The 22,173-nt window shown below is 55.3% G+C and carries 21 protein-coding genes; 14 read left to right on the forward strand and 7 right to left on the reverse strand.

The window, feature by feature from the left end:
- Both K5Y32_RS05330 and K5Y32_RS05335 read right to left on the reverse strand, forming a co-directional pair.
- A complete protein-coding gene (locus tag K5Y32_RS05330) occupies window positions 1-861 on the reverse strand; it encodes an ABC transporter permease (RefSeq protein ID WP_101764420.1) in 861 nt (286 codons plus the stop codon).
- Complete coding sequence (locus tag K5Y32_RS05335; protein WP_222182028.1) at window positions 858-2,348, reverse strand: ABC transporter substrate-binding protein; 1,491 nt, start codon at window positions 2,346-2,348, stop codon at window positions 858-860. The genes K5Y32_RS05330 and K5Y32_RS05335 overlap by 4 nt, the downstream gene beginning before the upstream one ends.
- A gap of 168 nt (window positions 2,349-2,516) precedes the next feature.
- Here K5Y32_RS05335 and K5Y32_RS05340 point away from each other — a divergent pair, with 168 nt between their 5' ends.
- The 6 genes from K5Y32_RS05340 (at window position 2,517) to K5Y32_RS05365 (ending at window position 8,346) form a co-directional block, all read left to right on the forward strand.
- Complete coding sequence (locus K5Y32_RS05340; RefSeq protein WP_222182030.1) at window positions 2,517-3,179, forward strand: GntR family transcriptional regulator; 663 nt, start codon at window positions 2,517-2,519, stop codon at window positions 3,177-3,179.
- Window positions 3,180-3,308: 129 nt separating this feature from the next.
- Window positions 3,309-4,409 (forward strand): ABC transporter ATP-binding protein, encoded by a 1,101-nt coding sequence (locus K5Y32_RS05345; RefSeq protein ID WP_222182032.1) that lies wholly within the window; start codon window positions 3,309-3,311, stop codon window positions 4,407-4,409.
- Window positions 4,410-4,436: 27 nt separating this feature from the next.
- Window positions 4,437-5,711 carry an ABC transporter substrate-binding protein gene (locus K5Y32_RS05350; protein ID WP_222182034.1) on the forward strand — a complete coding sequence of 425 codons (1,275 nt, stop codon included), beginning with the start codon at window positions 4,437-4,439 and terminating at the stop codon, window positions 5,709-5,711.
- On the forward strand, window positions 5,711-6,625 hold the full coding sequence (locus K5Y32_RS05355; RefSeq protein WP_222182035.1) for a carbohydrate ABC transporter permease: 915 nt from the start codon (window positions 5,711-5,713) through the stop codon (window positions 6,623-6,625). Before K5Y32_RS05350 ends, K5Y32_RS05355 begins: the two co-directional genes overlap by 1 nt.
- Window positions 6,622-7,440, forward strand: coding sequence for a carbohydrate ABC transporter permease (locus K5Y32_RS05360; RefSeq protein WP_110866140.1), 819 nt, complete (start codon window positions 6,622-6,624; stop codon window positions 7,438-7,440). Before K5Y32_RS05355 ends, K5Y32_RS05360 begins: the two co-directional genes overlap by 4 nt.
- A gap of 12 nt (window positions 7,441-7,452) precedes the next feature.
- A complete protein-coding gene (locus tag K5Y32_RS05365) occupies window positions 7,453-8,346 on the forward strand; it encodes a metallophosphoesterase (RefSeq protein WP_222182037.1) in 894 nt (297 codons plus the stop codon).
- A gap of 90 nt (window positions 8,347-8,436) precedes the next feature.
- On the opposite strand, the gene K5Y32_RS05370 is transcribed toward K5Y32_RS05365, so the two are convergent.
- On the reverse strand, window positions 8,437-9,174 hold the full coding sequence (locus tag K5Y32_RS05370; RefSeq protein ID WP_222182039.1) for an HPP family protein: 738 nt from the start codon (window positions 9,172-9,174) through the stop codon (window positions 8,437-8,439).
- 179 nt (window positions 9,175-9,353) lie between these two features.
- Here K5Y32_RS05370 and rluF point away from each other — a divergent pair, with 179 nt between their 5' ends.
- Complete coding sequence (gene rluF / locus K5Y32_RS05375) at window positions 9,354-10,235, forward strand: 23S rRNA pseudouridine(2604) synthase RluF (protein WP_222182041.1); 882 nt, start codon at window positions 9,354-9,356, stop codon at window positions 10,233-10,235.
- A gap of 37 nt (window positions 10,236-10,272) precedes the next feature.
- On the opposite strand, the gene K5Y32_RS05380 is transcribed toward rluF, so the two are convergent.
- Both K5Y32_RS05380 and K5Y32_RS05385 read right to left on the reverse strand, forming a co-directional pair.
- A complete protein-coding gene (locus tag K5Y32_RS05380; RefSeq protein ID WP_101764410.1) occupies window positions 10,273-11,013 on the reverse strand; it encodes a nitroreductase family protein in 741 nt (246 codons plus the stop codon).
- A 134-nt stretch (window positions 11,014-11,147) separates the two neighbouring features.
- Window positions 11,148-11,912, reverse strand: a complete 765-nt coding sequence (locus K5Y32_RS05385) for a hypothetical protein (RefSeq protein WP_176970418.1) — start codon at window positions 11,910-11,912, stop codon at window positions 11,148-11,150.
- 294 nt (window positions 11,913-12,206) lie between these two features.
- Between K5Y32_RS05385 and K5Y32_RS05390 the strand changes: the two genes are divergently transcribed.
- From K5Y32_RS05390 to K5Y32_RS05410, 5 genes are read left to right on the forward strand one after another with little or no spacing between them, the layout of a single operon-like run.
- Entirely contained in the window at window positions 12,207-13,184 is a 978-nt protein-coding gene (locus K5Y32_RS05390; protein ID WP_222182043.1) for a sugar ABC transporter substrate-binding protein, read from the forward strand.
- On the forward strand, window positions 13,174-14,697 hold the full coding sequence (locus tag K5Y32_RS05395; protein ID WP_222182044.1) for a sugar ABC transporter ATP-binding protein: 1,524 nt from the start codon (window positions 13,174-13,176) through the stop codon (window positions 14,695-14,697). Before K5Y32_RS05390 ends, K5Y32_RS05395 begins: the two co-directional genes overlap by 11 nt.
- Window positions 14,694-15,707: an ABC transporter permease gene (locus K5Y32_RS05400; RefSeq protein ID WP_222182046.1), complete on the forward strand. Its 1,014-nt coding sequence runs from the start codon at window positions 14,694-14,696 to the stop codon at window positions 15,705-15,707. Before K5Y32_RS05395 ends, K5Y32_RS05400 begins: the two co-directional genes overlap by 4 nt.
- Window positions 15,700-16,686, forward strand: a complete 987-nt coding sequence (locus K5Y32_RS05405; RefSeq protein WP_370634169.1) for an ABC transporter permease — start codon at window positions 15,700-15,702, stop codon at window positions 16,684-16,686. The genes K5Y32_RS05400 and K5Y32_RS05405 overlap by 8 nt, the downstream gene beginning before the upstream one ends.
- Before the next feature lie 12 nt (window positions 16,687-16,698).
- Window positions 16,699-18,066, forward strand: a complete 1,368-nt coding sequence (locus K5Y32_RS05410; RefSeq protein WP_222182048.1) for an LLM class flavin-dependent oxidoreductase — start codon at window positions 16,699-16,701, stop codon at window positions 18,064-18,066.
- Here K5Y32_RS05410 and K5Y32_RS05415 read toward each other — a convergent pair.
- Together K5Y32_RS05415 and K5Y32_RS05420 are read right to left on the reverse strand one after the other, a co-directional pair.
- Window positions 18,063-19,316 (reverse strand): SfnB family sulfur acquisition oxidoreductase, encoded by a 1,254-nt coding sequence (locus K5Y32_RS05415; protein WP_222182057.1) that lies wholly within the window; start codon window positions 19,314-19,316, stop codon window positions 18,063-18,065. The two genes, K5Y32_RS05410 and K5Y32_RS05415, sit on opposite strands and share 4 nt — an antisense overlap.
- A 109-nt stretch (window positions 19,317-19,425) precedes the next feature.
- Window positions 19,426-20,454: an NADP-dependent oxidoreductase gene (locus K5Y32_RS05420; protein WP_222182059.1), complete on the reverse strand. Its 1,029-nt coding sequence runs from the start codon at window positions 20,452-20,454 to the stop codon at window positions 19,426-19,428.
- Between the two features lie 147 nt (window positions 20,455-20,601).
- Here K5Y32_RS05420 and K5Y32_RS05425 point away from each other — a divergent pair, with 147 nt between their 5' ends.
- Together K5Y32_RS05425 and K5Y32_RS05430 are read left to right on the forward strand one after the other, a co-directional pair.
- Complete coding sequence (locus K5Y32_RS05425; RefSeq protein ID WP_222182061.1) at window positions 20,602-20,853, forward strand: helix-turn-helix domain-containing protein; 252 nt, start codon at window positions 20,602-20,604, stop codon at window positions 20,851-20,853.
- On the forward strand, window positions 20,843-22,078 hold the full coding sequence (locus K5Y32_RS05430) for a type II toxin-antitoxin system HipA family toxin (protein ID WP_222182063.1): 1,236 nt from the start codon (window positions 20,843-20,845) through the stop codon (window positions 22,076-22,078). The genes K5Y32_RS05425 and K5Y32_RS05430 overlap by 11 nt, the downstream gene beginning before the upstream one ends.
- Window positions 22,079-22,173: the final 95 nt, after the last annotated feature.

Here is a 22,173-nt window from a genome sequence, read left to right on the forward strand (position 1 = left end):
TTAATCCAGCCTTGTGTGCGTGCGACGAAGCAGCGCATCGCCGAGCAGGTTGCAGCCAATCACCAGCGCTGCAATCACCAAACCGGGATAGAGCACCAGCCATTGCGACAGCAGCATGTAAGAGCGACCTTCGCCAATCAGATTGCCCAGCGTTGGCGTGGGTGGCTGAATGCCCATACCGAGAAAACCCACTGAGGCTTCGAGCACGATCAGGCGTGGGATATCCAGCGTTAGCAACACCACCAGCGGCGTCAGCAGATTGGGCAGGATATGCCGTAGCAGTATGCGCAGCGGCGAAAAGCCCATGGCGCGCACCGCCTGAATATATTCCAGTTCACGAATTTCTAAGGTTTTGGCGCGCGCCACGCGGGCATAAATCGCCCAGCTGGTGCAGCCCATAATCACAATGATGTTGGTGAGTGATGCGCCCATCAGCGCAATCACCAGCAGAATCAACAGAATAAACGGCACCGCCAGCTGGATGTCGATCAGGCGCATGATCAGCGCATCAACCCAACCGCCGGCGTAACCGGCGATCATGCCAAGCGCAACGCCAATTACCGCGCCAATCGCTGCGGCGACCAATACCACCAGCAGCGACAAGCGCGTGCCAGAGAGAATGCGCGCCAGCAGATCGCGGCCCAGTTGATCGGTGCCGAGCCAATGCGTGGCTTGCGCGCCGGGCGAACCCGGCGGCAGGAACATTTCATTGAGGTTATTACTTAAGGCATCGGGCAACGGCAGCCATGGAGAGAGCAGCGCCGCGGCAATCACCACGATCAGCAAAAGGCTGCCGATTACCGCATCGCCGTAAATCAGGCGGCGTGGACGGCGCTGCAGCACGGTGCCCGGTGAAATCATTTCAGCCTCAGATCAAACAGCGGGATGCGGGCATCGACGCGGCCTTTGAAGTTGAGTGACGTGCTATGCGCATACAAGGTGTCTTCACGATACAGCGGCAGCAGCGGTTGTTGTTCCACGACGCGTTGCTGAATCTGCTCTAACACTTTTTTGCGCGCAACGGGATCGACAATCTGACGGCTTTGGTCGAGCAGCTTATCCAGCTCCGCATCATGCACGGTGGAATAGGGCTCGCCGCTGCGCAGGATGGGGAACAGCGCGGCATCAGCATCCAGCGTCTGCGTGGATCCCCACGCCAGCATATACATCGGAGCCTGTTTCTGGGACGCGACCTGCTGGGTGTAAACCGACCATTCCGGTACCTCCAGCTCGGCTTTCACGCCAATGGCGGCTAAATCCTGCACGATGGCTTGGGCTACATCGGCGCTGGCAATATAGCGGCGCGGCGCCTGGAAGCGTAGGCTAAAGCCGTTTGCGTAACCGGCTGCAGCCAGCAGCGACTTGGCTTTCGCCACATCCTGCGCGGTGGCCGGAACTGCCAGATAACCAAAGTCATTAGCACCGGCCATGGTGCCGGTTGGCGTACCGAAACCGTGCAGCAGCTGTTGGGTATAAGCCTGACGGTTTAACGCCAGCGAAAGCGCCTGACGGACGCGCACATCACTCAGCGGTTTCTCATCATCTTTAAGGCCGAGATAAATCGTCAGTCCGCCGCCTTTCACCTGTTCCAGTTCGACATTGGGGCGATTTTTCAGCGCGGGTACTAAATCAGCAGGCACGCTTTCAATCAGCTGCACTTCGCCGGTCAGCAGTGCGGTGAGGCGTGCGGTGGCTTCGGGAATCGGACGCCAGGTAACGCGATCAATCGCCGGTTTGCCGCGCCAGTAAGTTTCATTGGCGACCATCACCACTTTTTCATCCGGGATAAAGCTATCAAGCTTGTAAGCGCCGCTGCCTACCGGTTTGCGTGCGAACTCGCTGGCGCCGACTTTCTTCACGTACGCTGGCGGCACAATGTAAGCCGGGTAGCGGCTCATGCGCGTGGGCAGCAGAGGATCCGGGCCGTTGGTATGGATCTGCACCTGATAGTCGTTAATCACATCCACCGATTTGATGGTGCGGATATAGGAAATCGTCGGTGCGTGATTGGCGGGGTCTAAAATACGATCGATGGAGAACTTCACCGCTTCGGCGTTCACCGGCTCGCCATCGGTAAATTTCACGCCCTGGCGCAGGGTAAATTGCCAGGTGGTGTCGTTAATCGCTTTCCACTCAGTGGCTAAGCCCGGCTGTAATGACATGTCATCGGCACGGCGCACTAAGGTATCGAAGAGGTTGTCGACTAAGGTGGCAGATTCTTTGAGAAAGCCGGGATCCATCGCCGTAGCAGACGTGGGTTGGCCAATGGTCAGTTCCGCTGCCTGTACGGCTGGCATCAGAGCAAATAGCAACGCGGTGGTGGCAAACTTCACTGCAGGTAGTCTCATAACGTTTCCCAAAATTGCCAACGGCAAGGTAGTGAAAAGAGTGGATACTGCCAGAATCAAGACTGTGCTTATTTGTAATACATGATATATCCTATAATCTGGCAAGTTGGCAATAAAACATTAAAAATAACTTACCATTTGCGAATTTCAGTAGAAGGCCCTCAACGTATGATCGAAATGGATAAAGCGCAGCGCATGAGTTTGACCGCGCAGGTGGAATCGTCACTGCGCAGCGCGCTGATTGTTGGCAAGTTAAAACCTGGCGCACGGCTGGTGACGCGCGATTTGGCGGCTCAATTGGGTACCAGCATCACGCCGGTGCGTGAAGCCTTGTTGCGACTGGTTTCTGCTGGAGCGCTGGATGCCACGCCAGCGGCGGCGTTTCTGGTACCGGAAATGACGCGTCAGCGCTTTGATGAGATTACGCTGATTCGTAAGCAGCTTGAAGGTTTAGCGGTGAGGGCGGCGACGCCATTTGTGGGAAAAAAACAGAGTTCTGAGCTGAAAAAACTCTGCGCGCGCTTTATGCAAGCCAAACAGAGCGGTGATGCGGAAGCAGCGTTAGAAGCCAATCGCGCGTTCCGTTTTACGCTGTATAGCTATGCGCAAATGCCAACGCTGGAGGCGCTGATCGAACAGCTTTGGGTGCAGATCGGGCCGTGCTTTAACTATCTCTATCCGCAGCCGGCCGAGGTGGTGAATGGGCATCATAATTATGATCATCTGCTGGAAGCGCTACAGGCGGGTGATGCGGTCATCAGTGAACAGATATTGATGAAAGCGATTGATGATGGTGCTGCGATTTTGCATCAACACTATTTTAATCAGTGATTGATGTTTGAAGGTCGTCATTAATGACGACCTTACGGTGGCCTTTAACCGCGCGGTCACCGCAATGACATAAAACCTTCATTTCCTTCCGCTAGCTTACCGCCATTCTGATTTCTGGATCGCGGATGCATGAGCCACCTTTCGCTTCACCACATCACTAAAGCCTGGGGCGAGAAAATCGCCCTTGACGACATCAGCTTCGACGCGGCAGAAGGCGCGTTTGTCGCGCTGCTCGGTCCGTCGGGCTGCGGTAAATCGACGCTGCTGCGCACCATCGCCGGATTGGAAACAGCCGATCGCGGGGCGATCCACTTTAAACACGCCGACATCACCCATCTGCCGCCGTCGCAGCGCAAGCTATCTATGGTGTTTCAGTCCTACGCGCTGTTTCCCCACCTCAATGTGCGTGAAAATCTGCTGTTTGGTTTGAAAGCGCGCGGCGAGGAGAAACAGTCGTTTGCTGCCCGCCTGGATAACGTCAGCAAGCTGATGGAGCTGGATAAGCTGCTGGATCGTTTGCCGTCGCAGCTCTCCGGCGGACAGCAACAGCGCGTGGCGCTGGGCCGTGCGGTGATCGCCAATAACACGCTGTGTTTAATGGATGAGCCGCTGTCGAACCTCGACGCCAGGCTGCGGCAAAGCATGCGCCGTGAAATCCGCGCACTGCAGAAAAAACTCGGCTTGACCATGCTGTACGTCACGCACGATCAGACTGAAGCGATGAGCATGGCCGACAGCATTATCCTGCTCAACGATGGCCACATTGAACAGCACGGCACGCCAGACGATCTCTACAACAATCCCGCCAGCGTGTTTGCCGCACAGTTCATTGGCGCACCGCCGATGAATATCCTGCCGCTGCAGCGCAATGGCGCGCATCACTATCTGCTGCATCTCACCGCGCCGGTAGTGGAATACCGCGACGCGCCGCTGAGCCTTGGATTGCGTGCCGAAGATATCCAGCTGATAGCCGCAGAACAGGCGGCGCTGACCGCGCGGGTGATCAGTTCTGAATATATGGGCGCTGATACGTTGCTGGTGTGCCTGCTTGCTGGCATCAGCGAACCGCTGACCATTAAAGTGCCGGGCATGCAGCGCTTCACCGATGGCAGTGAAGTGGGATTGCAGTGGTCCGCCGCGCGGCAATATCTGTTTCATCGCGAGAGCGGTAAGCGCTGCGTGCCAGCCGAACAACAGATGTTTGCTTCACAGAAAAAATACGCTGTTTAACCGTTGTCATTTGCCCAAGGGAAAATCATGTCTGCGATTCGTTATTCACGTCTTTCTGCATTAGTCCTCGCCATCACCACCTCAGCTTTTGCGGCTGAACCGGTCAAGCTGCAAATGTATTACCCGATCGCGGTGGGCGGCAAAGTGAGCCACACCGTGGATTCGCTGGTGGCGGATTTCCAGAAAGTGCATCCGGACGTGAGCATTCAGCCGGTGTATACCGGTGACTACGCCACCACCGTGACCAAAGCGTTGACCGCCTTTCGTGGTGGCAACGCGCCGCAGCTGGCGGTGATCGGTGATATCGAAGCGTATTCACTGATTGATGCCGGTGCGATTGTAGCGGCCAGCGATTTAGCGCAGGGTGAGGAAGGCAAAAAATGGATCGACGGTTTCTATCCGGCGTTTCTGCGTCATATTGACGGCAAAGTGTGGGGCGTACCGTTCCAGCGTTCAACTGTGGTGATGTACTGGAATAAACAGGCGTTCGAGAAAGCCGGTTTAAACCCCGATACGCCACCGGCCAACTGGCAGCAAGTGGTCGAGTTCAGTAAGAAGCTCACGATCAAAGATGCTAACGGCGTCAGCCAATGGGGCATCGAGATTCCGTCCACACCAAACGGCTACTGGAACTTCCAGGGCTTGTCCGCCACCAACGGCGGTCGCCTGGATAACGGCAAAGGCACCGCGGTGCACTTCAATACGCCGGGCAACGTGGAAACGCTGCAGTGGCTGACCGATCTCGGCCAGAAAGAGGAGGTGTCGCCGAAGGGTGCCATTGCGTGGGGCACCACGCCGCAGGACTTCATCAGCGGCAAAACTGCCATGATGGTGACCACCACCGGCAACCTGACCAACGTGCGTGATAATGCGAAATTCCCGTTCGGTGTGGCGATGCTGCCGGAGAAAACCCAGCGCGGCAGCCCAACCGGCGGCGGTAACCTGTATGTCTTCAAAAATACCTCACCAGAACAGCAGAATGCGGCGATGGAGTTTATCCGTTGGGTAACCTCACCCGAGCAGGCGGCGCGCTGGAGCATCGCCACCGGTTATGTAGCGACCTCTCCGGCGGCATGGGATACCACGGTGATGAAGGATTACGTTAAAGAGGTTCCTCAGGCATTGGTGGCGCGTGAACAGCTGAAGTATGCGCAGCCAGAACTCTCGACTTACAACAGCGTGCAGATTCAGGATGCGCTCAATCACGCGGTAGAAGCGGCGGTGACGCAGGCGAAAACGCCAGCCGAAGCGCTGGAAGGCGCGCAGAAGCAAGCCGATCGTCTGCTGAAGTCTTATCAATAATGACGAGCACGATTCTCACCGTTGCGCCGGTTCGGCGGCCCCGGTTATGGTCGATGCAGCTGTATGGCTACCTGCTGATTTTACCGGCACTGAGTTTTTTACTGCTGTTTACGCACTATCCGGCGGTTGCGACCGTATGGGAAAGCCTGTTCAGCGCAGCACGTAACGGTCGTCCAGCCCATTTTGTTGGGCTGGATAACTATCTTGCGCTGCTGGATGACGACATCTTCCTTCAGTCGCTGTGGAATAACCTGCTGTATGCGTTGATCACCATTCCGCTGGCGGTAACGCTGGCGCTGCTGATGGCGCTGGCGGTCAATCGTCACATGCGTGCCAATGCGCTGGTGCGCACTGCGTTCTTTATTCCTTCGCTGCTGCCGATGATCGCCATCGCCAATCTGTGGCTGTTCTTCTACACGCCGCAGCTGGGTTTGCTGAATAAGCTGCTGGCGCTGTTTTCGCTGCCAGCGATGAACTGGCTCGGCGAACCGGGTAGCGCCTTGTACTGTTTGATGGCGGTATCGGTATGGCGCGAAGCGGGCTTCTTTATGATCTTTTATCTCGCCGCTTTGCAGCAGATCGATCCGCGCCTCAGCGAAGCCGCGCAGATAGAAGGGGCGTCGCGCCGCTATTTCTTCCGCCGCGTGCAGTGGCCGCTGCTGATGCCCACCACGCTGTTTGTGCTGATCAATGCCTCGATGAATGCGTTTCGCATCGTCGATCAGGTGATCGCGATGACCAACGGCGGGCCGAATAACAGCAGTAGCCTGCTGCTGTTCTACATCTATCGCACCGCCTTCAGTTTCTGGGATATGCCCGCCGCAGCGGCAATGACGGTGGTACTGCTGGTGATCCTCGCCGCGATTGCACTGCTTAAATTCAACCTGCTGGACAAGCGAGCCCATTACCAATGAAGCCAACAATCACGTTTGGTCGCCTGTGTCTGAATATGGGCATTGGGCTTGCCGCGTTGCTGTGGTTTTTACCGATTCTGGTGGCGATCTGGGTGGCGATTCATCCGGCATCCGATCAGGCAAGCTTTTCGCTTTTTTCGCCGCTGACCTTGCAGAACTTCGTTAATGCCTGGCACGCCGCGCCCTTTGGTCGCTACTTCCTCAATACCAGCTTGCTGGTGCTGATGATTGTGGTGGTGCAGCTGATTCTGGCGACCATGGCCGCTTACGCATTAGTGCGCTTCCGCCTGAAATTCTCCGGCGCGATCTTCGCGCTGATCCTGCTGCAGCTGATGATCAGCCCCGACGTGCTGATTCTGAATAACTACAAAACCATCGGCGCGCTGGGTTTCCGCGATACGCTGACCGGCATCGCGCTGCCGTATTTCTCCTCGGCCTTCGCCATCTTTCTGCTGCGCCAGACCTTTAAAAGTATTCCGCTGGTATTGGAAGAGGCGGCGATTGTGGAAGGTGCCAGCCGCTTTTACATTCTGCGCAAGATTTATATTCCGCTGGCGAAGCCGATCTATGTGGCGTTTGCGCTGGTGTCGATCAGCTTCCACTGGAATGATTTCCTCTGGCCGCTGGTGATTACCGATTCCGTCAACGTGCGGCCGCTTACCGTTGGCCTGCAGCTGTTCTCGGCGCCGGAGCAGGGCGTGCAATGGGCGTTGATTGGTGCAGCCACTTTGATGACCACCTTGCCGCTGTTGGTGCTGTTCCTGATTTTCCAGCGTCAGTTTATTCAATCGTTTATGCGTGCCGGTATTCGCTGAGGAGTGCTTTTCGTGTCTTATCCGCATCCGCTGACTGAATTGCAGCGTGAACTGCTGGGCGATGTCGCCGAGCTCTATGCTTTGCCCGATGTGCGTTCCGCGCCGCTGAGCAGCACACTGCGTTTTGGTTTGATTGCCGATCCGCAATATGCCGACATCGACGCCGATATGGCGAAAAATCTCTACTATCGTCACGCGCTGCGTAAGCTGCCGCAGGCGATTGCGGTGTTGAATCAGCAGCCGCTGGATTTTGTCGTTACGCTGGGGGATTTAGTCGATCGCGACTGGAACAGCTACGCGGCGATATTGCCGATTTACGATCGCCTCAAGCATCCACATGCAGTGGTGCTGGGCAATCACGATGCGCAGACTATCGCGCAGCATCTCAACGAAGCAGCGGCGTTGCCCAAAAGCTATTACGCTTTTGGGCTGCAGGGCTGGCGTTTTATTGTTTATGACGGCAACGACATCAGCCTCTATTGCAACACGCAGAACGGTGACGATCGCAAGCAGGCGGAGGCGATGCTGGTGGACCTGACCGCGCGCCAGCAGCCGCAGGCCAAACCCTGGAACGGTGCGGTAGGAACGCAGCAACTGGCATGGATCGAGCAGCAGCTGCTGCAAGCCCAGCAGCAAGGGGAGAAAGTGGTGGTGTTTGGCCATTATCCGCTGGCGCCGCACAACAGCCACAACTTACTCAACGGCAGCGCGCTGGCAGAGCTGCTTTCTAGTTACAACATACAATGCTGTTTCTCTGGACACGATCACCGCGGCGGCTTTGCCCGCATCGGTCGAACAGGCTTTTATACGCTCAAAGGCATGCTGGATGGGGCAGATGAGGTGCCGTTTGCGGTGGTTGAAATTGAGGGCGATGAAGTCATCGTGACAGATTTTAGTCTTTCGTAGGGTGCGCATTCATGCGCACCTGGTCACCATAAATGGCGACCCTACGGGATGGGTAGCGATTGTGAGTCAGGAAAATGCTATGGCGACCGCTCATGATGATGCGGGCATTTGCCCGCGCTGACGAAGAATCGCAATCTCTTCAGCGCGTTGCAGCAACTGCTGCAAATCATCCTCATCAATATCCAGCACTTCACCGCTTTCCAGCGCCTGATGCAGGTCTTCACGCGTAATCGGTACGTCGATCACCACAGGCGGCGCTTTGGTTTCCGTTGCCGCCAGCGGATGCGGGTAACGACGTCCGGCGAGATTGTTAAACAGCAACGCCAGCAGCGCGAGGCAAACCGAGTTCAACAGCACCGGCGTCAGAATAAAGTGGTAACCCAGTTGCTGAACGCCGTTACCGCCTAAAATTGCGGTCAGCGCCACCGCGCCGCTCGGTGGATGCAAACAGCGCAGTTGAAACATCAGTGCAATCGTTACACAGGCCGCGATGCCACACGCCAGCGCGGGATGGGGAACCCACAGCGCGGTGGTGACGCCAACAACGCCCGCCACCAGATTGCCGCCGACAATTGACCACGGCTGCGCCAGCGGACTGTTCGGCAGACCAAACAGCAATACCGCTGAAGCGCCCATCGGCGCGACAAACCACAGATTCACTTCACCCAGCAGCCAGTGGCTGGTAAGGCTGGTAATCATTAAACCCAATCCCGCGCCAATGCTGGCGATGACCATTTGCTTTCTGCCTCCCGGTAACGGATGAGGCCAAAGGCGGGCCAGAAAGGTGCGCACGGAGGTTATCCACGTCACCGATGGCTGATCTGTCATTACGGAATCACTCTGTCATAAGAAAAAACGATGGGTGCGAATTGTCGCTGATCGATCCGCTGACAACAACCACATTGTTAGTGTGCTGTTATATCGTGGTAAGAGAAATGCTGATGATTGTCGCGAGGCTTAACCAACGCCTAAGGTTGCTGTATAGTCCGTTTTTTTTCGGAGGAACCATGCTGCCTAACTCATCCACACGCCTGAACAAATACATCAGCGAGAGCGGAATCTGCTCACGCCGCGATGCCGATCGTTACATCGAGCAAGGCAACGTTTTCATTAACGGTAAACGCGCTGCCGTCGGTGCGCAGGTGTTTGCAGGGGATGAAGTCAAAGTGAACGGGCAGCTGATTGAGCCGCGTGACGAAGAAGATTTAGTGCTGATTGCGCTGAACAAACCGGTTGGCATCATCACCACCATGGAAGAGGGTGAGCGTGACAACATCGGCGATTTCGTCAATCACAGCAAACGCGTGTTCCCGATTGGTCGTCTGGATAAAGATTCCCAGGGGCTGATTTTCCTCACCAATCACGGCGATCTGGTGAATAAAATCCTGCGTGCCGGTAACAACCACGAAAAAGAGTATGTGGTCACCGTCGATAAGCCGATCACCGATGAATTTATTGCAGGAATGGGCGCGGGCGTACCGATGCTCGGCACCGTCACCAAGAAGTGCAAAGTTAAAAAAGAGTCGGCCTTTGTCTTCCGCATCATTCTGGTTCAGGGGCTGAATCGTCAGATTCGTCGTATGACCAAGCACTTCGGCTTTGAAGTCACCAAGCTTGAACGTACGCGCATCATGAACGTCAGCCTGAAAGGGATTCCGCTCGGCGAGTGGCGCGATTTGACCGATGACGAGCTGATCGACCTGTTCAAACTGATTGAAGACTCATCATCTGAAGATCAAAAAACGCAGAAGACGCAGGCGAAAAAGAAACCCGCCAGCGCGGCGAAAAAGCCCGCGGCGGTTGCTGCAAAACCGGGCGAGAAAGCGGGTGCAAAACCGGCTAATCGTCAGCGTTTCGCGCAGCCGGGTCGTAAGAAGAAAGGGCGTTAATTCTCTTTCCCCGCGCACAGCGCGCGGGGAAAAGCCGTCACTTGTCGTTGCCAAACCCTTGCTTCTTCAGCGCGTCCAGCACGTGCGGGAAGTAAATCTTGTGATAATAACCGCTAACGCTTTCGCTCCAGCTCTCGCCATCTTCACGTCCGGTATTTTTCCAGTGCTGCACCATCTCCTGATTGTAGGCAGCGATGTGCTGCTCCAGTCCATCACGTTGATAGCGCTCTTCATGACGGAAGGTGGCCAGCGGCAGACGCGGCTTCTGATGCGCAGGCTGATCGACATGGCCAATCACCACGCCCGCCACCGGGAAGGTGTATTCCGGCAAATCCAGCAAGCGGATTAACGCTTGCGCATCGCGACGAATACCGCCAATCGGCACAATGCCCAAACCTTCCGCACGCGCTGCCGCCATGATAGAACCCAACGCAATACCCACATCGGTTGAGCCCGACACAATGCTTTCGATGCTCTGCTGGGCGATCTGCTCGCGGTCGATAGCGTTCATCGCCAGACGCGATTTATGCATATCCAGCACCAGAGTAATAAACACCGGCGCTTTGGCAATCCACGGCTGACCGCCAGCAATCTGGGAGATTTGTGCGCGTCTTTCAGCATCGCGCGTCACCACCAAAGAGACCTGCTGCGAGTTCACCGAGGTTGGCGCGCGATACGCGGCCGAAATGATGCGATCCAGCACCGCATCCGCAACGGGAAGGTCGGTAAAACTGCGATCGCTTTTATGACTGGTGAAAATATCGATTAATGAACTCATGGATCCTCCTGATTGGGAGGCGAGAGCGTAACAGAAGAGGGAGATATGTGACTTAACCGTTGTTGCCGTGGCTAACTACTTCTTTTGAATAAGCAAAGTGCGGAATGCGATAAGACCGGTGCGTAAAGCACCGGCTAAGCGACTCTGGCTTCAGCAACAGCCGGATGAACGCTACGGTCGGGTCCGCTCAGCATCACCGGTTTACCGGAACGTAATCCGCGCTGGAATTGGGTCATGCGTTCATGGCTGATCCCGGCACCACACCACAGCAAGTGATGATCGTGGCGGCTTTCTGAACCGTACAGCATCGGTTGTGAGGTTTGATCCACATCGACGCAGAATCCTTGTCCGGTAAGGCGAATAGCTTCCAGCCACACTTCCGTTTCATCGCCGGTGCTGACCACTTCCAGCAACAGCGGCATCTGCTGCTGACGGGCTGAAGCGCGTTTGACGCAGTCGCTATGATGAACGATCGCCTCATGGAAGCGCGTTAACCTGCGCGATGCGCCGCGACGCGTATCATCACGCAGCCAGCGATTGAGCGGTTTCATCAGCACATTGACGAAATCATCGCTGCTGTAATCGCCCGCCAGATTGCGCACAGTACGCGCCAGTTCACGGTCGGAACCTAACTCCAGCTGACGTAGCAGATCGCCGCGGCGTGCCACCCAACCAGACGAAGAGTAATCGAGCCCGCAGTGTCGGCCCTGATAGATTTGCCACAGCGTGGCGCCACCCGCGGTCAATGCCATCATGGCGAGCACTTCATCAACCTGATGTCGGCTCCAGTCCTTATTGACGTGATTCTCAGAAATTAATCCACCGCGCAACCAGCGACGTAAATTGGCGCGGTTGGCACCGGTAATGGCGCAAACGGTTTCAGTTGAATAAAAGTACATAACGAGCCCTCAGATTGAGGGTGAATTGCCGTGGGTGCTAATCCAGGATGAGCGACCATCCTGAACCTTATCTGTATGGATTACCAGTATCTTTACGTAACTGTGCATAAATAACCGGCAAAGCGCAGCGGGAAAAAACGCACCGAAATAGTGCGTATTGGCTATTACCAATCACCAGCTAGCCTAAGGAGAAAATAGCATTATGGATAAAAAATGGCTGTGATAATTTTTATTTCACACGCCAGATAACAGGCGTTATACAACATTATTTTATTGTTTCCAGGGATATTAAGAATGAAAAAGCACCGCCTGGCAGGTCTGTTATTGGCTTCTCTATCACTATTATCAGGAATGGCATACTCCGAAGAACAACCGATTCCGTCGCTGGCGGGTAAACGTATTGGCATCACCGTCGCGGGTACCGATCACTATTGGGATTTGAAAGCTTATCAGGGACAAATTGATGAGGTGAAACGCCTTGGCGGAACGCCGATTGCACTGGATGGCGGGCGTAAAGAGTCACAGCAAATTGCGCAGATTCAAACGCTTATTGCGCAAAAGCCGGATGCCATTATTGAAACGCTCGGCACGGCGTCGGTGCTGGAACCCTGGCTGAAAAAAATCCGCGAAGCGGGCATTCCTTTATTTACTGTTGATACCGCCAGCCCATCCAGTATTAACGTCACTACATCGGATAACTTTTATATTGGCGAACAGTTAGCATTAAAACTGGTGAATGACCTGCGCGGCGAAGGCAATATTTTGGTATTTAACGGTTTCTATGGCGTGCCGGTAGTAGCAATGCGCTACGACCAGTTAAAAGCCGTGCTGAAGTGGTATCCGAAAATTAAAATTATCCAACCTGAATTGCGCGATGTCATCCCGAATACCGTGCAGGATGCGTATGCGCAAATCAGTCAATTACTGAATAAATATCCGAAAGGTTCAGTGCAGGCGATTTGGGCGGCGTGGGATGTGCCGCAAATCGGCGCCACCCAGGCGGTAGACGCTGCCGGACGCAACGAAATCAAAACGTACGCGGTGGATGGCAGCCCGGATGTGGTGTCGCTGGTTAAAGATCCCAAATCCAGCGCGGCAGCGGTGGTGGCGCAGCAGCCGTATGTGATTGGCCAAACGGCGGTGCAGAACGTGGCGAAATACCTCGCTGGCGATCGTTCGTTGCCGCCCGCAACCTATGTGCCGTCGATTCTGGTGACTAAAGAGAACGCTGCCGAAGCGCAGAAAACCCTGGGTCAAACGGATGGTAAATAACGCGCCGCTGTTGCAACTGCACGCCATCAGCAAAGCTTTTGATGGCGTGCCTGCGCTGCAATCGGTGTCGCTCAGCGTGCATGCCGGTGAAGTACACGGCTTGATTGGCCATAACGGTGCGGGTAAATCGACGCTGATCAAAGTGTTAGGCGGCATTCACGCCGCCGATCGCGGCAGCATCGAGCTGGATGGCCAGCCGCTTACGCTCGCTACGCCCGCGCAGGCGCAACGCCAGGGCATCGCCATCGTGCATCAGGAGCGATTGTTGCCCGGCTCGCTAACGGTGGCGGAAGCGCTGTGGCTTGGCAACGAACCGCGCTTAGCCGGTACGCCGTTTATCCTGCGACGTCGTATGCGCCAGCAGGCAGAGCAGCAGCTGCAGCAGCACTTTGGTTTGCAACTCGATCCTGATGCGTTGATCGCCACGCTGAGCGTGGCGGAGCAGCAACTGGTGCAAATCTGTCGTGTGCTGCAAAACGCGCCGCGCGTGGTGGTGCTGGATGAACCGACCGCCGCGCTGGCGCGCCATGAAGTGCATGCGCTGTTCCGGGTAATTGAACGCATGCGCCAGCAGGGCATTGCGCTGCTTTATGTTTCGCACTATCTCGATGAAATTCAGGAACTGTGTCAACGCGTCACGGTGCTGCGTGACGGCAAAGACGTGGCGCAGTTCAACGCAGATCAACTATCACCGGTGGCACTGATCGCGGCGATGGTAGGCGACGCGCGTCATGAACTGGCACCGCGTCAGTCGCGCCGCGCCGGTGCGCAAGTGCTGCAGGTTAGTGCGCTCAGCGCCCCCGGCAGTTTTCACAGTGTGTCGTTCACCGGCCGACAAGGTGAAATCATCGGCATCACCGGTTTGTTAGGTTCCGGCGGTAAAGCGCTGATTCGCGCGCTGTTCGGGCTGGAAAACGGCGTCAGCGGCAAGGTTACGCTGGGCGAAGTGAGCGGCGTGCCGGCCTCTCCACATGCCGCAGTGAAGCGCGGAATCGCCTTTGTGCCAGAAGATCGCCGCGCCAACGGCGTCGCGTTAGACTTGTCATTGCGTGACAATGTCACCTTAACCACGGTGCAGCGCTTGCTGCGCTGGGGCGGCGTTTCGCGTCAGGCGGAGAGCGAACTGGTGGCGAAGAACATTCAGCAACTGGATATTCGCACGCCGGGGCAGCTGGCGGCGCTGCGTCAGCTTTCGGGCGGCAACCAACAGAAAGCGGTGCTGGCCAAATGGTTAAACACCGGTGCGCGCCTGTATTTGCTGGATGAGCCCACGGTGGGCGTTGATATTGCGGCTAAGGCAGCGATTTATCACACATTGCAGCAGTTGGCTGATGATGGCGCCCTGATTCTGGTGTTCTCCACCGATTTACTCGAACTGCAAACGCTGGCCGATCGCATTATGGTGCTGGCGCGCGGCGAACATGTCGCCACGCTGGAGGCACAGCACACCAGCCATCAGGAAATTCTCTCCTGGGCTTCGGGCACCGGCGCGTTAACGGAGCGTGCTTCATGAGTGATGTTACCCAATCTGCACCGGTTGCAGCGCCACGCAGCGTGCGCGGTCAGCAGTGGCTGCAACACGTTTCGCTGCTGATTATTTTGCTGGTTTTAGCCGTCTTTGCCTGGCTGTCGCCGATTTTTCTTACGGTGATGAATCTTGGCAACGTGCTGCAGCAGACCGCGGTGGTGGGCACGCTGGCGCTTGGCTTAACGCTGGTTTTAAGCGGCGGCGGCTTGCAGGGTATTACCGGCGGCATTGATCTGTCGATTGCCGCCAACCTTGGCCTTAGTGCGGCGGTGTTTGCCAGCCAGCTCAACGCCGGTCAGCCCATCGCGATTGCCTTGCTGCTGACGCTGTTTACCGGTGCGGCTGTGGGTTTGTTCAACGCGCTGGCGATTGTCTGGCTGGGGATTTTGCCGTTGCTGGCAACGCTCACCAGCATGAATATCGCTATCGGCCTCGAAATGGTGCTGACCAGCAACGCCTCGGTGTCGGCCAGCAGCGATCTGCAAAATCTGTTATTAAGCAACGGTCCGTTAGCGGTGTCGTGGCTGGGCTGGTCGTTTCTGCTGCTGGCGTTTGGCGTGATCGCCTTGAGCCGCCTGACGTCCTTTGGCCTGCGCTTGCAGGCGGTGGGCAGCCATCCGCAAGCGGCGAATGCAGCGGGCATCGGCGTCAAACGCTATCAGGGCTTGAGCTACGTGTTGTGTGGCGTCAGTGCGGCTATCGCGGCAATTGCGTCGGTGTCGCTATTAAGCGGCAGTTCACCTGGCGCCAACGACAATCTGTTGATGGTGATCGCGGCCGCGCTGTTGGGTGTGGTGTTTTCCCGTCGTCTGGTGCCGACACTTGGCGGCGCACTGATTAGCGCGCTATTTCTCAGCCTGATTGCCAACGGCTTTCAGCTGATCAATGTCTCAAGTTACTGGATAAACGGCGTCGAAGGCGTGTTGATCCTATTAGTGGTGGCGTTAACCGCGCTGTTACGTCGTCGCCAGTCAAGGAGAACGCAAGGTGTCTGATTCTTTGTTATCAGCTGTCGCGCCACGCCCGCGCCAGACCGGCTGGCTGCGCGCCATCATCGTGCTGACCTTTATAGCGCTGCTCGTGTTCTTTATTGTCGCGGCACCCGCTTTTGCCACTGTCTCCAATATTCGCAGTGTGTTGCTCAATAACGTCGCGCCGCTGGCGATTGTCGCCCTGGCGATGACGTTGGTGACACGCATTGGCGCGATTGATCTTTCGGTGGGCACGGCGATCGATATTGCCTGTCTGGTTTTGGTGACACTGGTGCTGCATCAGGTCAGTTTGCCAGTGGCGCTGATCGCGGCATTAATTGCTGCGCTACTGGTTGGCGTGTTTAACGCCTTTTTGGTGACACAGTTAGGCGTGGAGCCGTTTCTCGCCACGCTTGGCACGCTGTTTATCGGACAAAGCGTGCAGCAACTGTCGTCAAACGGCGGACAACCGGTTTATCTGCTGAGCCAGAAACTGCCCGATGGGTTTTCGGCGATAGGTCACGGCGCGCTGCTCGGCATTCCGCTGCCGTTATGGCTATTGTTGCTGGTTGCGCTGGCGCTCTATCAGTTGCTGCATCGCAGCGCCACCGGACGTTCGTTGCGGGTGATGGGCGAGCAGTACAGCGTCGCACAGCATTCGGGCGTGCCGGTGAAACGGCTCACTGCGCTGGCGTTTATTCTCGCGGCGTTGATTGCCGGTATCGTCGGTTTGATTCTGGCGGCTAACGTCAAAGCCTGGGTGCCGCTGTCGGGCAATGCCTATCTGCTGAATGCGATTGGTGCCAGTTTTATTGGCGCGACCTTCGCGCCGTCACGTCGGCCTAATGTGTTGGGCACGTTGCTTGGCGTAGTCCTGCTGAGCTTTATCGCCAACGGCTTGCTGCTGGTCGGCTGGAATTTTTACTGGCAACAGGTCGCCACCGGCGGATTAATTTTCATTGTGCTGGCCGTTGGGGCCCTGCGCGCGCGTCGTCATAGCTGAGAGAGGTCAAAGATGAGCCGGGCACCGTTTTTACTGTTTGGTTTTATGATGAATGTGCCGGGCCACATCTCCGCAGGATTGTGGCGGCATCCGCAGGATCAGGCTCATCGCTATACCGAATTGCGTTACTGGACCGATATTGCCCAACAGCTGGATCGCGCCGGGTTTGATGCGCTGTTCATCGCCGATGCGCTGGGTCAGTTGGACGTGTGGCAAAACAAGCCGGACGCGGCGTTGCGTCTGGCGACACAAATGCCGGTTAACGATCCACTATTGCTGGTTTCTGCAATGGCAGCGGTGACGCAACATCTGGGCTTTGGCATCACCGTTTCTACCACCTACGAACAGCCGTATCTGCTTGCGCGCAAATTCACCACGCTTGATCACCTGAGCAACGGGCGCATCGCCTGGAATGTGGTGACGTCAATGCTGGATTCAGCGGCACGTAATCTGGGGCTGACGCAGCAAATTCCGCACGATGAACGCTACGATCGCGCGCAGGAGTTTCTCGATATCACCGGCAAGCTGTGGGAAGGATCGTGGGAAGAGGACGCGGTGCGGCGCGATAAGCAAAACAGCGTTTATAGCGATCCGGCCAAAGTGCATGCTATCAAGCATGCCGGGCGCTGGTATCAGGTACCGGATGCGCACCTAAGCGAGCCCAGTCCGCAGCGCACGCCGGTGCTGTTTCAGGCGGGAACCTCCAGTCGCGGGGCGCAATTCGCTGCACGCAACGCGGAAGTGATATTTCTCGGCGGCGTTACGCCGCAGGCCATTGCTGCGGATATCCAACGCATTCGCCAGTTAGCCGCAGCAGAAGGGCGCCATGCGGCTTCGCTGCGTTTCGTCACAGCGATCACGGTGATCACCGCAGAGAGTGATGAAGCCGCGCAGACTAAATATCGCGATTATCAGCAGTACATCAGCGAAGAGGCCGCGCTGGCGCTGTTCTCTGCGTGGACCGGTATCGACTGGTCACAGGAGGATTTGGATACGCCGCTAGCGTTTCGTGAAACCGATGCCTGTCGCTCAGCCTTAGCCAGCCTGACGCGCATTGACGATCAAAAACGCTGGACGCTGCGTGATGCGGCGCGCTACATCGGCATTGGCGGATTGCATCCGCTGCTGATCGGCGGTCCGGAGAGTATCGCCGATCAGCTGGAACAGTTTGCCGCGGAGTCGGGTGTTGATGGCTTCAATCTGGCGTGGGCGATTAGTCCCGGCAGCTTTGAGGATTTTATCCAGCATGTGATGCCGGTGCTGCGTAGCCGAGGGCTTATCCGTGAAACGCCCGCGCAAGCCGTGACGTTGCGTGAACGGTTGTTTGGTCAGCCGCGACTCACGGCTGACCATCCAGCGGCACGTTTTCGCCGCCGTTAATTCCAGGCATGACGCGGCGGCGGGGTGCCATTGAGGTAATAATTGCCAACGTGGTAATACTTCCAGCGCACCGGATCGTGCAAGGTGTGGGTGCGCGCATTGCGCCAGTGGCGATCGAGGTTGAACTCCTGCAGCGTTGAGCGTGTACCCGCAAGTTCGAACAGCTTGTTACCTGCCAGAATAGCGATTTCGGTGGTTAACACTTTGGCTTCAGCGGTAGCAACCGTTGCTGCTGCAACCGTGCTTTCATCGGGTTGCTGCAGCGCCAGATCAATCGCTTCGCCAGCGCGCCACAGTAAGGCTTCAGCGGCGTGCAGGCGAATTTTCAAATCCCCGACCGCCGCCAGCGTGAAGTGATCATCAGATGCGCGCTCCTGGCCGCTATCAATCCACGGACGTGACCGCTCGCGCACAAAATGCAGCGTGTCTTCAATCGTGCCGCGCGCAATCCCCACATCCACCGCCGCCTGAATAATCTGCGAAATCGGACCGGCGGCAGTCGGGCGCTCAAACGCCTGATAAGCCGGGATCACGCGGGATAGCGGGGCGCGCACGTTCTCCAGCAGCACGGTGCCCGATGCCGTGGTGCGCTGACCAAAGCTCGACCAATTGTTAATGATGGTCACGCCCGGCGTGTTGCGATCCAGCACAATCAGATGCGCGCGATCCTGATCGTCGAGCGCCACTGCGTGAATTCGATGCGCCAGCAGTGCGCCGGTGGCGTAGAATTTCTCGCCGTTGATCACCACGTCATCACCTTCACGCTGAAAACGCGTCTGGAAATCGGCGACGGTGCGCGAATTCTTCTCGGAGAAAGCGTTGCCCCAGCGCAAGCCAGCCAGCACTTCGCCCAGTAGTTCTTGTTTCTGCGCCTCGCTGCCATCCACCACCAGATGCGCCACGCCGGCTAAATGGTTCTGCGGTAGCTGACCGAGCGCGGAATCTGCCGCCGAAATGATGGCGATGACTTTCGCCACCGTCACCCAAGATACGCCCGCGCCGCCATAAATTTTAGGGATCGCCATCGCCCACAAGCCACTTTGTGAGAACGCATCCAATTCGTTGAGCGGCAAGATGCCTTCGCGGTCGCGCAGTGCGGCGTAACGCGCAAACTCTGTGGCCAGACGTTGAGCAATCTCAATGGCTTCGGCATCATCACGAATGATATGCGCCGGTTCAGCAGGTAAGGGAACGGGTGCTTCAGGCTGTTGGGAATTGACCTTCAGGATGTGGGTTTGGCTGAGCGACATGAGAACTCCCGATAATGACGATGTAGGGAAAATATCTTCTCATGCGCTCAGCGCGCGCCATATCTCAATTGCGGCTATGCAAAGTGAAAAATAGCGTTAACACAACGGTTTACTGCGCGACTTTCACCACGGTTTTACCGAAGTTTTTGCCTTTCAGCATATCGAAAAACGCCTGCGGGGCATTTTCCAGCCCGTCGATCATGTGCTCGCGGTAGTGGATTTTTTGCTGCTCCACCAGCGGCGTCATCGCTTTGAGGAATTCAGGATAACGATCGCCGTAATCCTGGAAGATGATAAAGCCCTGCATGCGAATACGACGCTTCAGAATGCCGCCCATGATTTGTGGGGTGCGATCCGGTCCCGGCGGTAATTCGCGGCTGCTGTAGCCAGAAACCAGGCCACAGACCGGCACGCGCGCTGCGGTGTTCAGCAACGGGAATACGGCATCAAACACTTTGCCGCCGACGTTTTCGAAGTAGATATCAATGCCGTCCGGGCAGGCAGCCGCCAGCTGTTCTGCAAAATCGTCACGATGGTGATCGATACAGGCGGAGAAACCGAGCTTCTCAATCGCATAACGGCACTTCTCTTCACCACCCGCAACGCCTACCACATGGCAGCCTTTGAGTTTGCCAAGCTGACCCACCGTTGCACCGACCGGGCCGGTAGCCGCCGCGACCACTAAGGTTTCACCCTGTTTTGGCTGGCCGATATCCATCAAGCCCATATAGGCCGTGAAGCCCGGCATACCGAGAATGCCCAGCGCCCAGGAAGGATGGGGCAGATCGCCCAGTTTCGCCACGCCGTTTCCGTCCGAAACCGCATAGCTTTGCCAGCCGCTCTGCGCGAGGACCACATCACCTTGCTGGAAATCCGCGTGTTTAGATTCCACCACTTCGCTCACCGTGCCGCCAACCATCGGTTGGTCGAGTTCAGCAGGTGCAGCATAGGATTTGCTGTCATCCATGCGCCCGCGCATATACGGGTCGAGCGATAAATAGAGCGTGCGCAGCAGGATTTGGCCGTCCTTCACGTCAGGAATGGGCTGCTCTACCAAGCGGAAATTCTCTTTTACCGGTTCGCCATGCGGGCGTGAGGCTAATAGCCAAGCTTGATTACGTTGAGTAGATTGCGACATTTTTACCTCTATTAGCGTTTTCACGTGAGGCAAGTGTAGACGAGGAAAAGGCATTAAGGCCGTCGATGCAGAACTTAAGTGTTGCTATATGATAACATTTTGGTAAAAATATAGACATTGTTATCATATACCAACAATAGAGGTTTTATGTTGCCTGGTTTGCAAGCAATAGGCGCTAAATGTCAGGAAAGGCGCAAGGCTAACCGTTGGACTCAAGCCGACGCCGCAGCACGTGCAGGTATTCATCGCACGGTTATTTCACAGATTGAAAACGGCGTCTATTCAGGTTCGCTCAAAGCGCTCACATTGTACCTTAATGCGCTGGAGTTGGTGTTATCCGTGCAGTCTGCTGGCTTACCACAGATGGATGAACTGGAGGCGTTGTTTGATGATGACTGATTTTAACCAGCTTGCTCGACCGATTCGTCATATTGATGTCTACAACGGTGGGGAATTAAGTGGCAGATTGCTGCACGAACACGGCAGTTATAATTTTAGCTATGCGAGTTCTGATGTCCGCGCTGCTTCTATGACCATGCAACCATCAAACCGCCTGAGCTATAATTCCAGCCGCTTATTTAATATTTTTGAGATGAATATTCCGGAAGGCTATGTTCGTTATCATATTGCCGAGCGTTTACGTCGTTATGTCGGTAATGTTAGCGACATGCTGTTCTTAGCTTTACAGCAGGATACCGGTATTGGTGCGTTATCTTACAAAAGTGATATTGACCTACCGTGTCCATCGCCGGAAAAATTAGATGATTTACTTCATTGGGATCATAAAGAAAGTGCATTTCAATATCTGCTAAATAAATATTTATTGCAGACTTCGATTTCTGGCGTTCAACCGAAAGTTATGATCAGTACAGAAAGTCGCGGAACCGTTCTTTATCCAAATTTGATAGCTAAGACAGGTGATGAGGAGTACCCGCGTCTGGCTGAAAATGAGTTTATCTGTATGTCATTAGCCAGGTTATGTGGTTTACCCGTCGCTGATTTTTGGCTTTCGGATAACAAAGAGCTGTTTATCATGGAACGGTTTGATATTCAAAATGATAGACGCTTAGCGATGGAAGATTTTTGTGTGCTTTCAGGGAAGTCAGCAGATCATAAATATAGTGGCTCATACGAAACGGGTGGTAAAATCGTCAGTCTCTTTACCCGCGATCAGTCTCAAGTAGAACTTTACTGGCGTTATGTATTGTTTAGTTGCATGGTCGGAAATGGCGATGCGCATTTAAAGAATTTCTCGTTATTATATTCTGCAACGAACAGTAGCACAGCGAAATTATCGCCCTTATATGATGTGGTAAATACACATATCTATCCAACTACCGATGGTGATTTGGCCCTAAAGTTGAATAAAAGCAAAAAATTTCCCGATAGAGACAGTTTGATTAAACTTGCACGTGAATTAAAAATTGTCAAACCAGCCATGGTGATGGAGCAGTTTGCTGATGTCATCAATGATGATTTAAACCGGAATGAAATATACGTTAACTTTCCTGAGATGCGAGAGTCAATTGGTCGTTCTTTGACACGCAGTGTGGCAACTAATAATTTATTTTTGAAAACGGATGTTAAACGCGCCAAAAAACGAAAAACGGATTCCTTACTTTGATAAAAATGCAAAGGGATGATCCTGTCGTGAGCCAGCGCACAAACCAGGCGTAAACTTTTCGACGCGAATTAATATAACGCCATGAATTTTAACAA

The sequence above is a fragment of the Pantoea sp. DY-15 genome (assembly GCF_019795935.1).
Classification (GTDB): Bacteria; Pseudomonadota; Gammaproteobacteria; order Enterobacterales; family Enterobacteriaceae; genus Pantoea; species Pantoea leporis.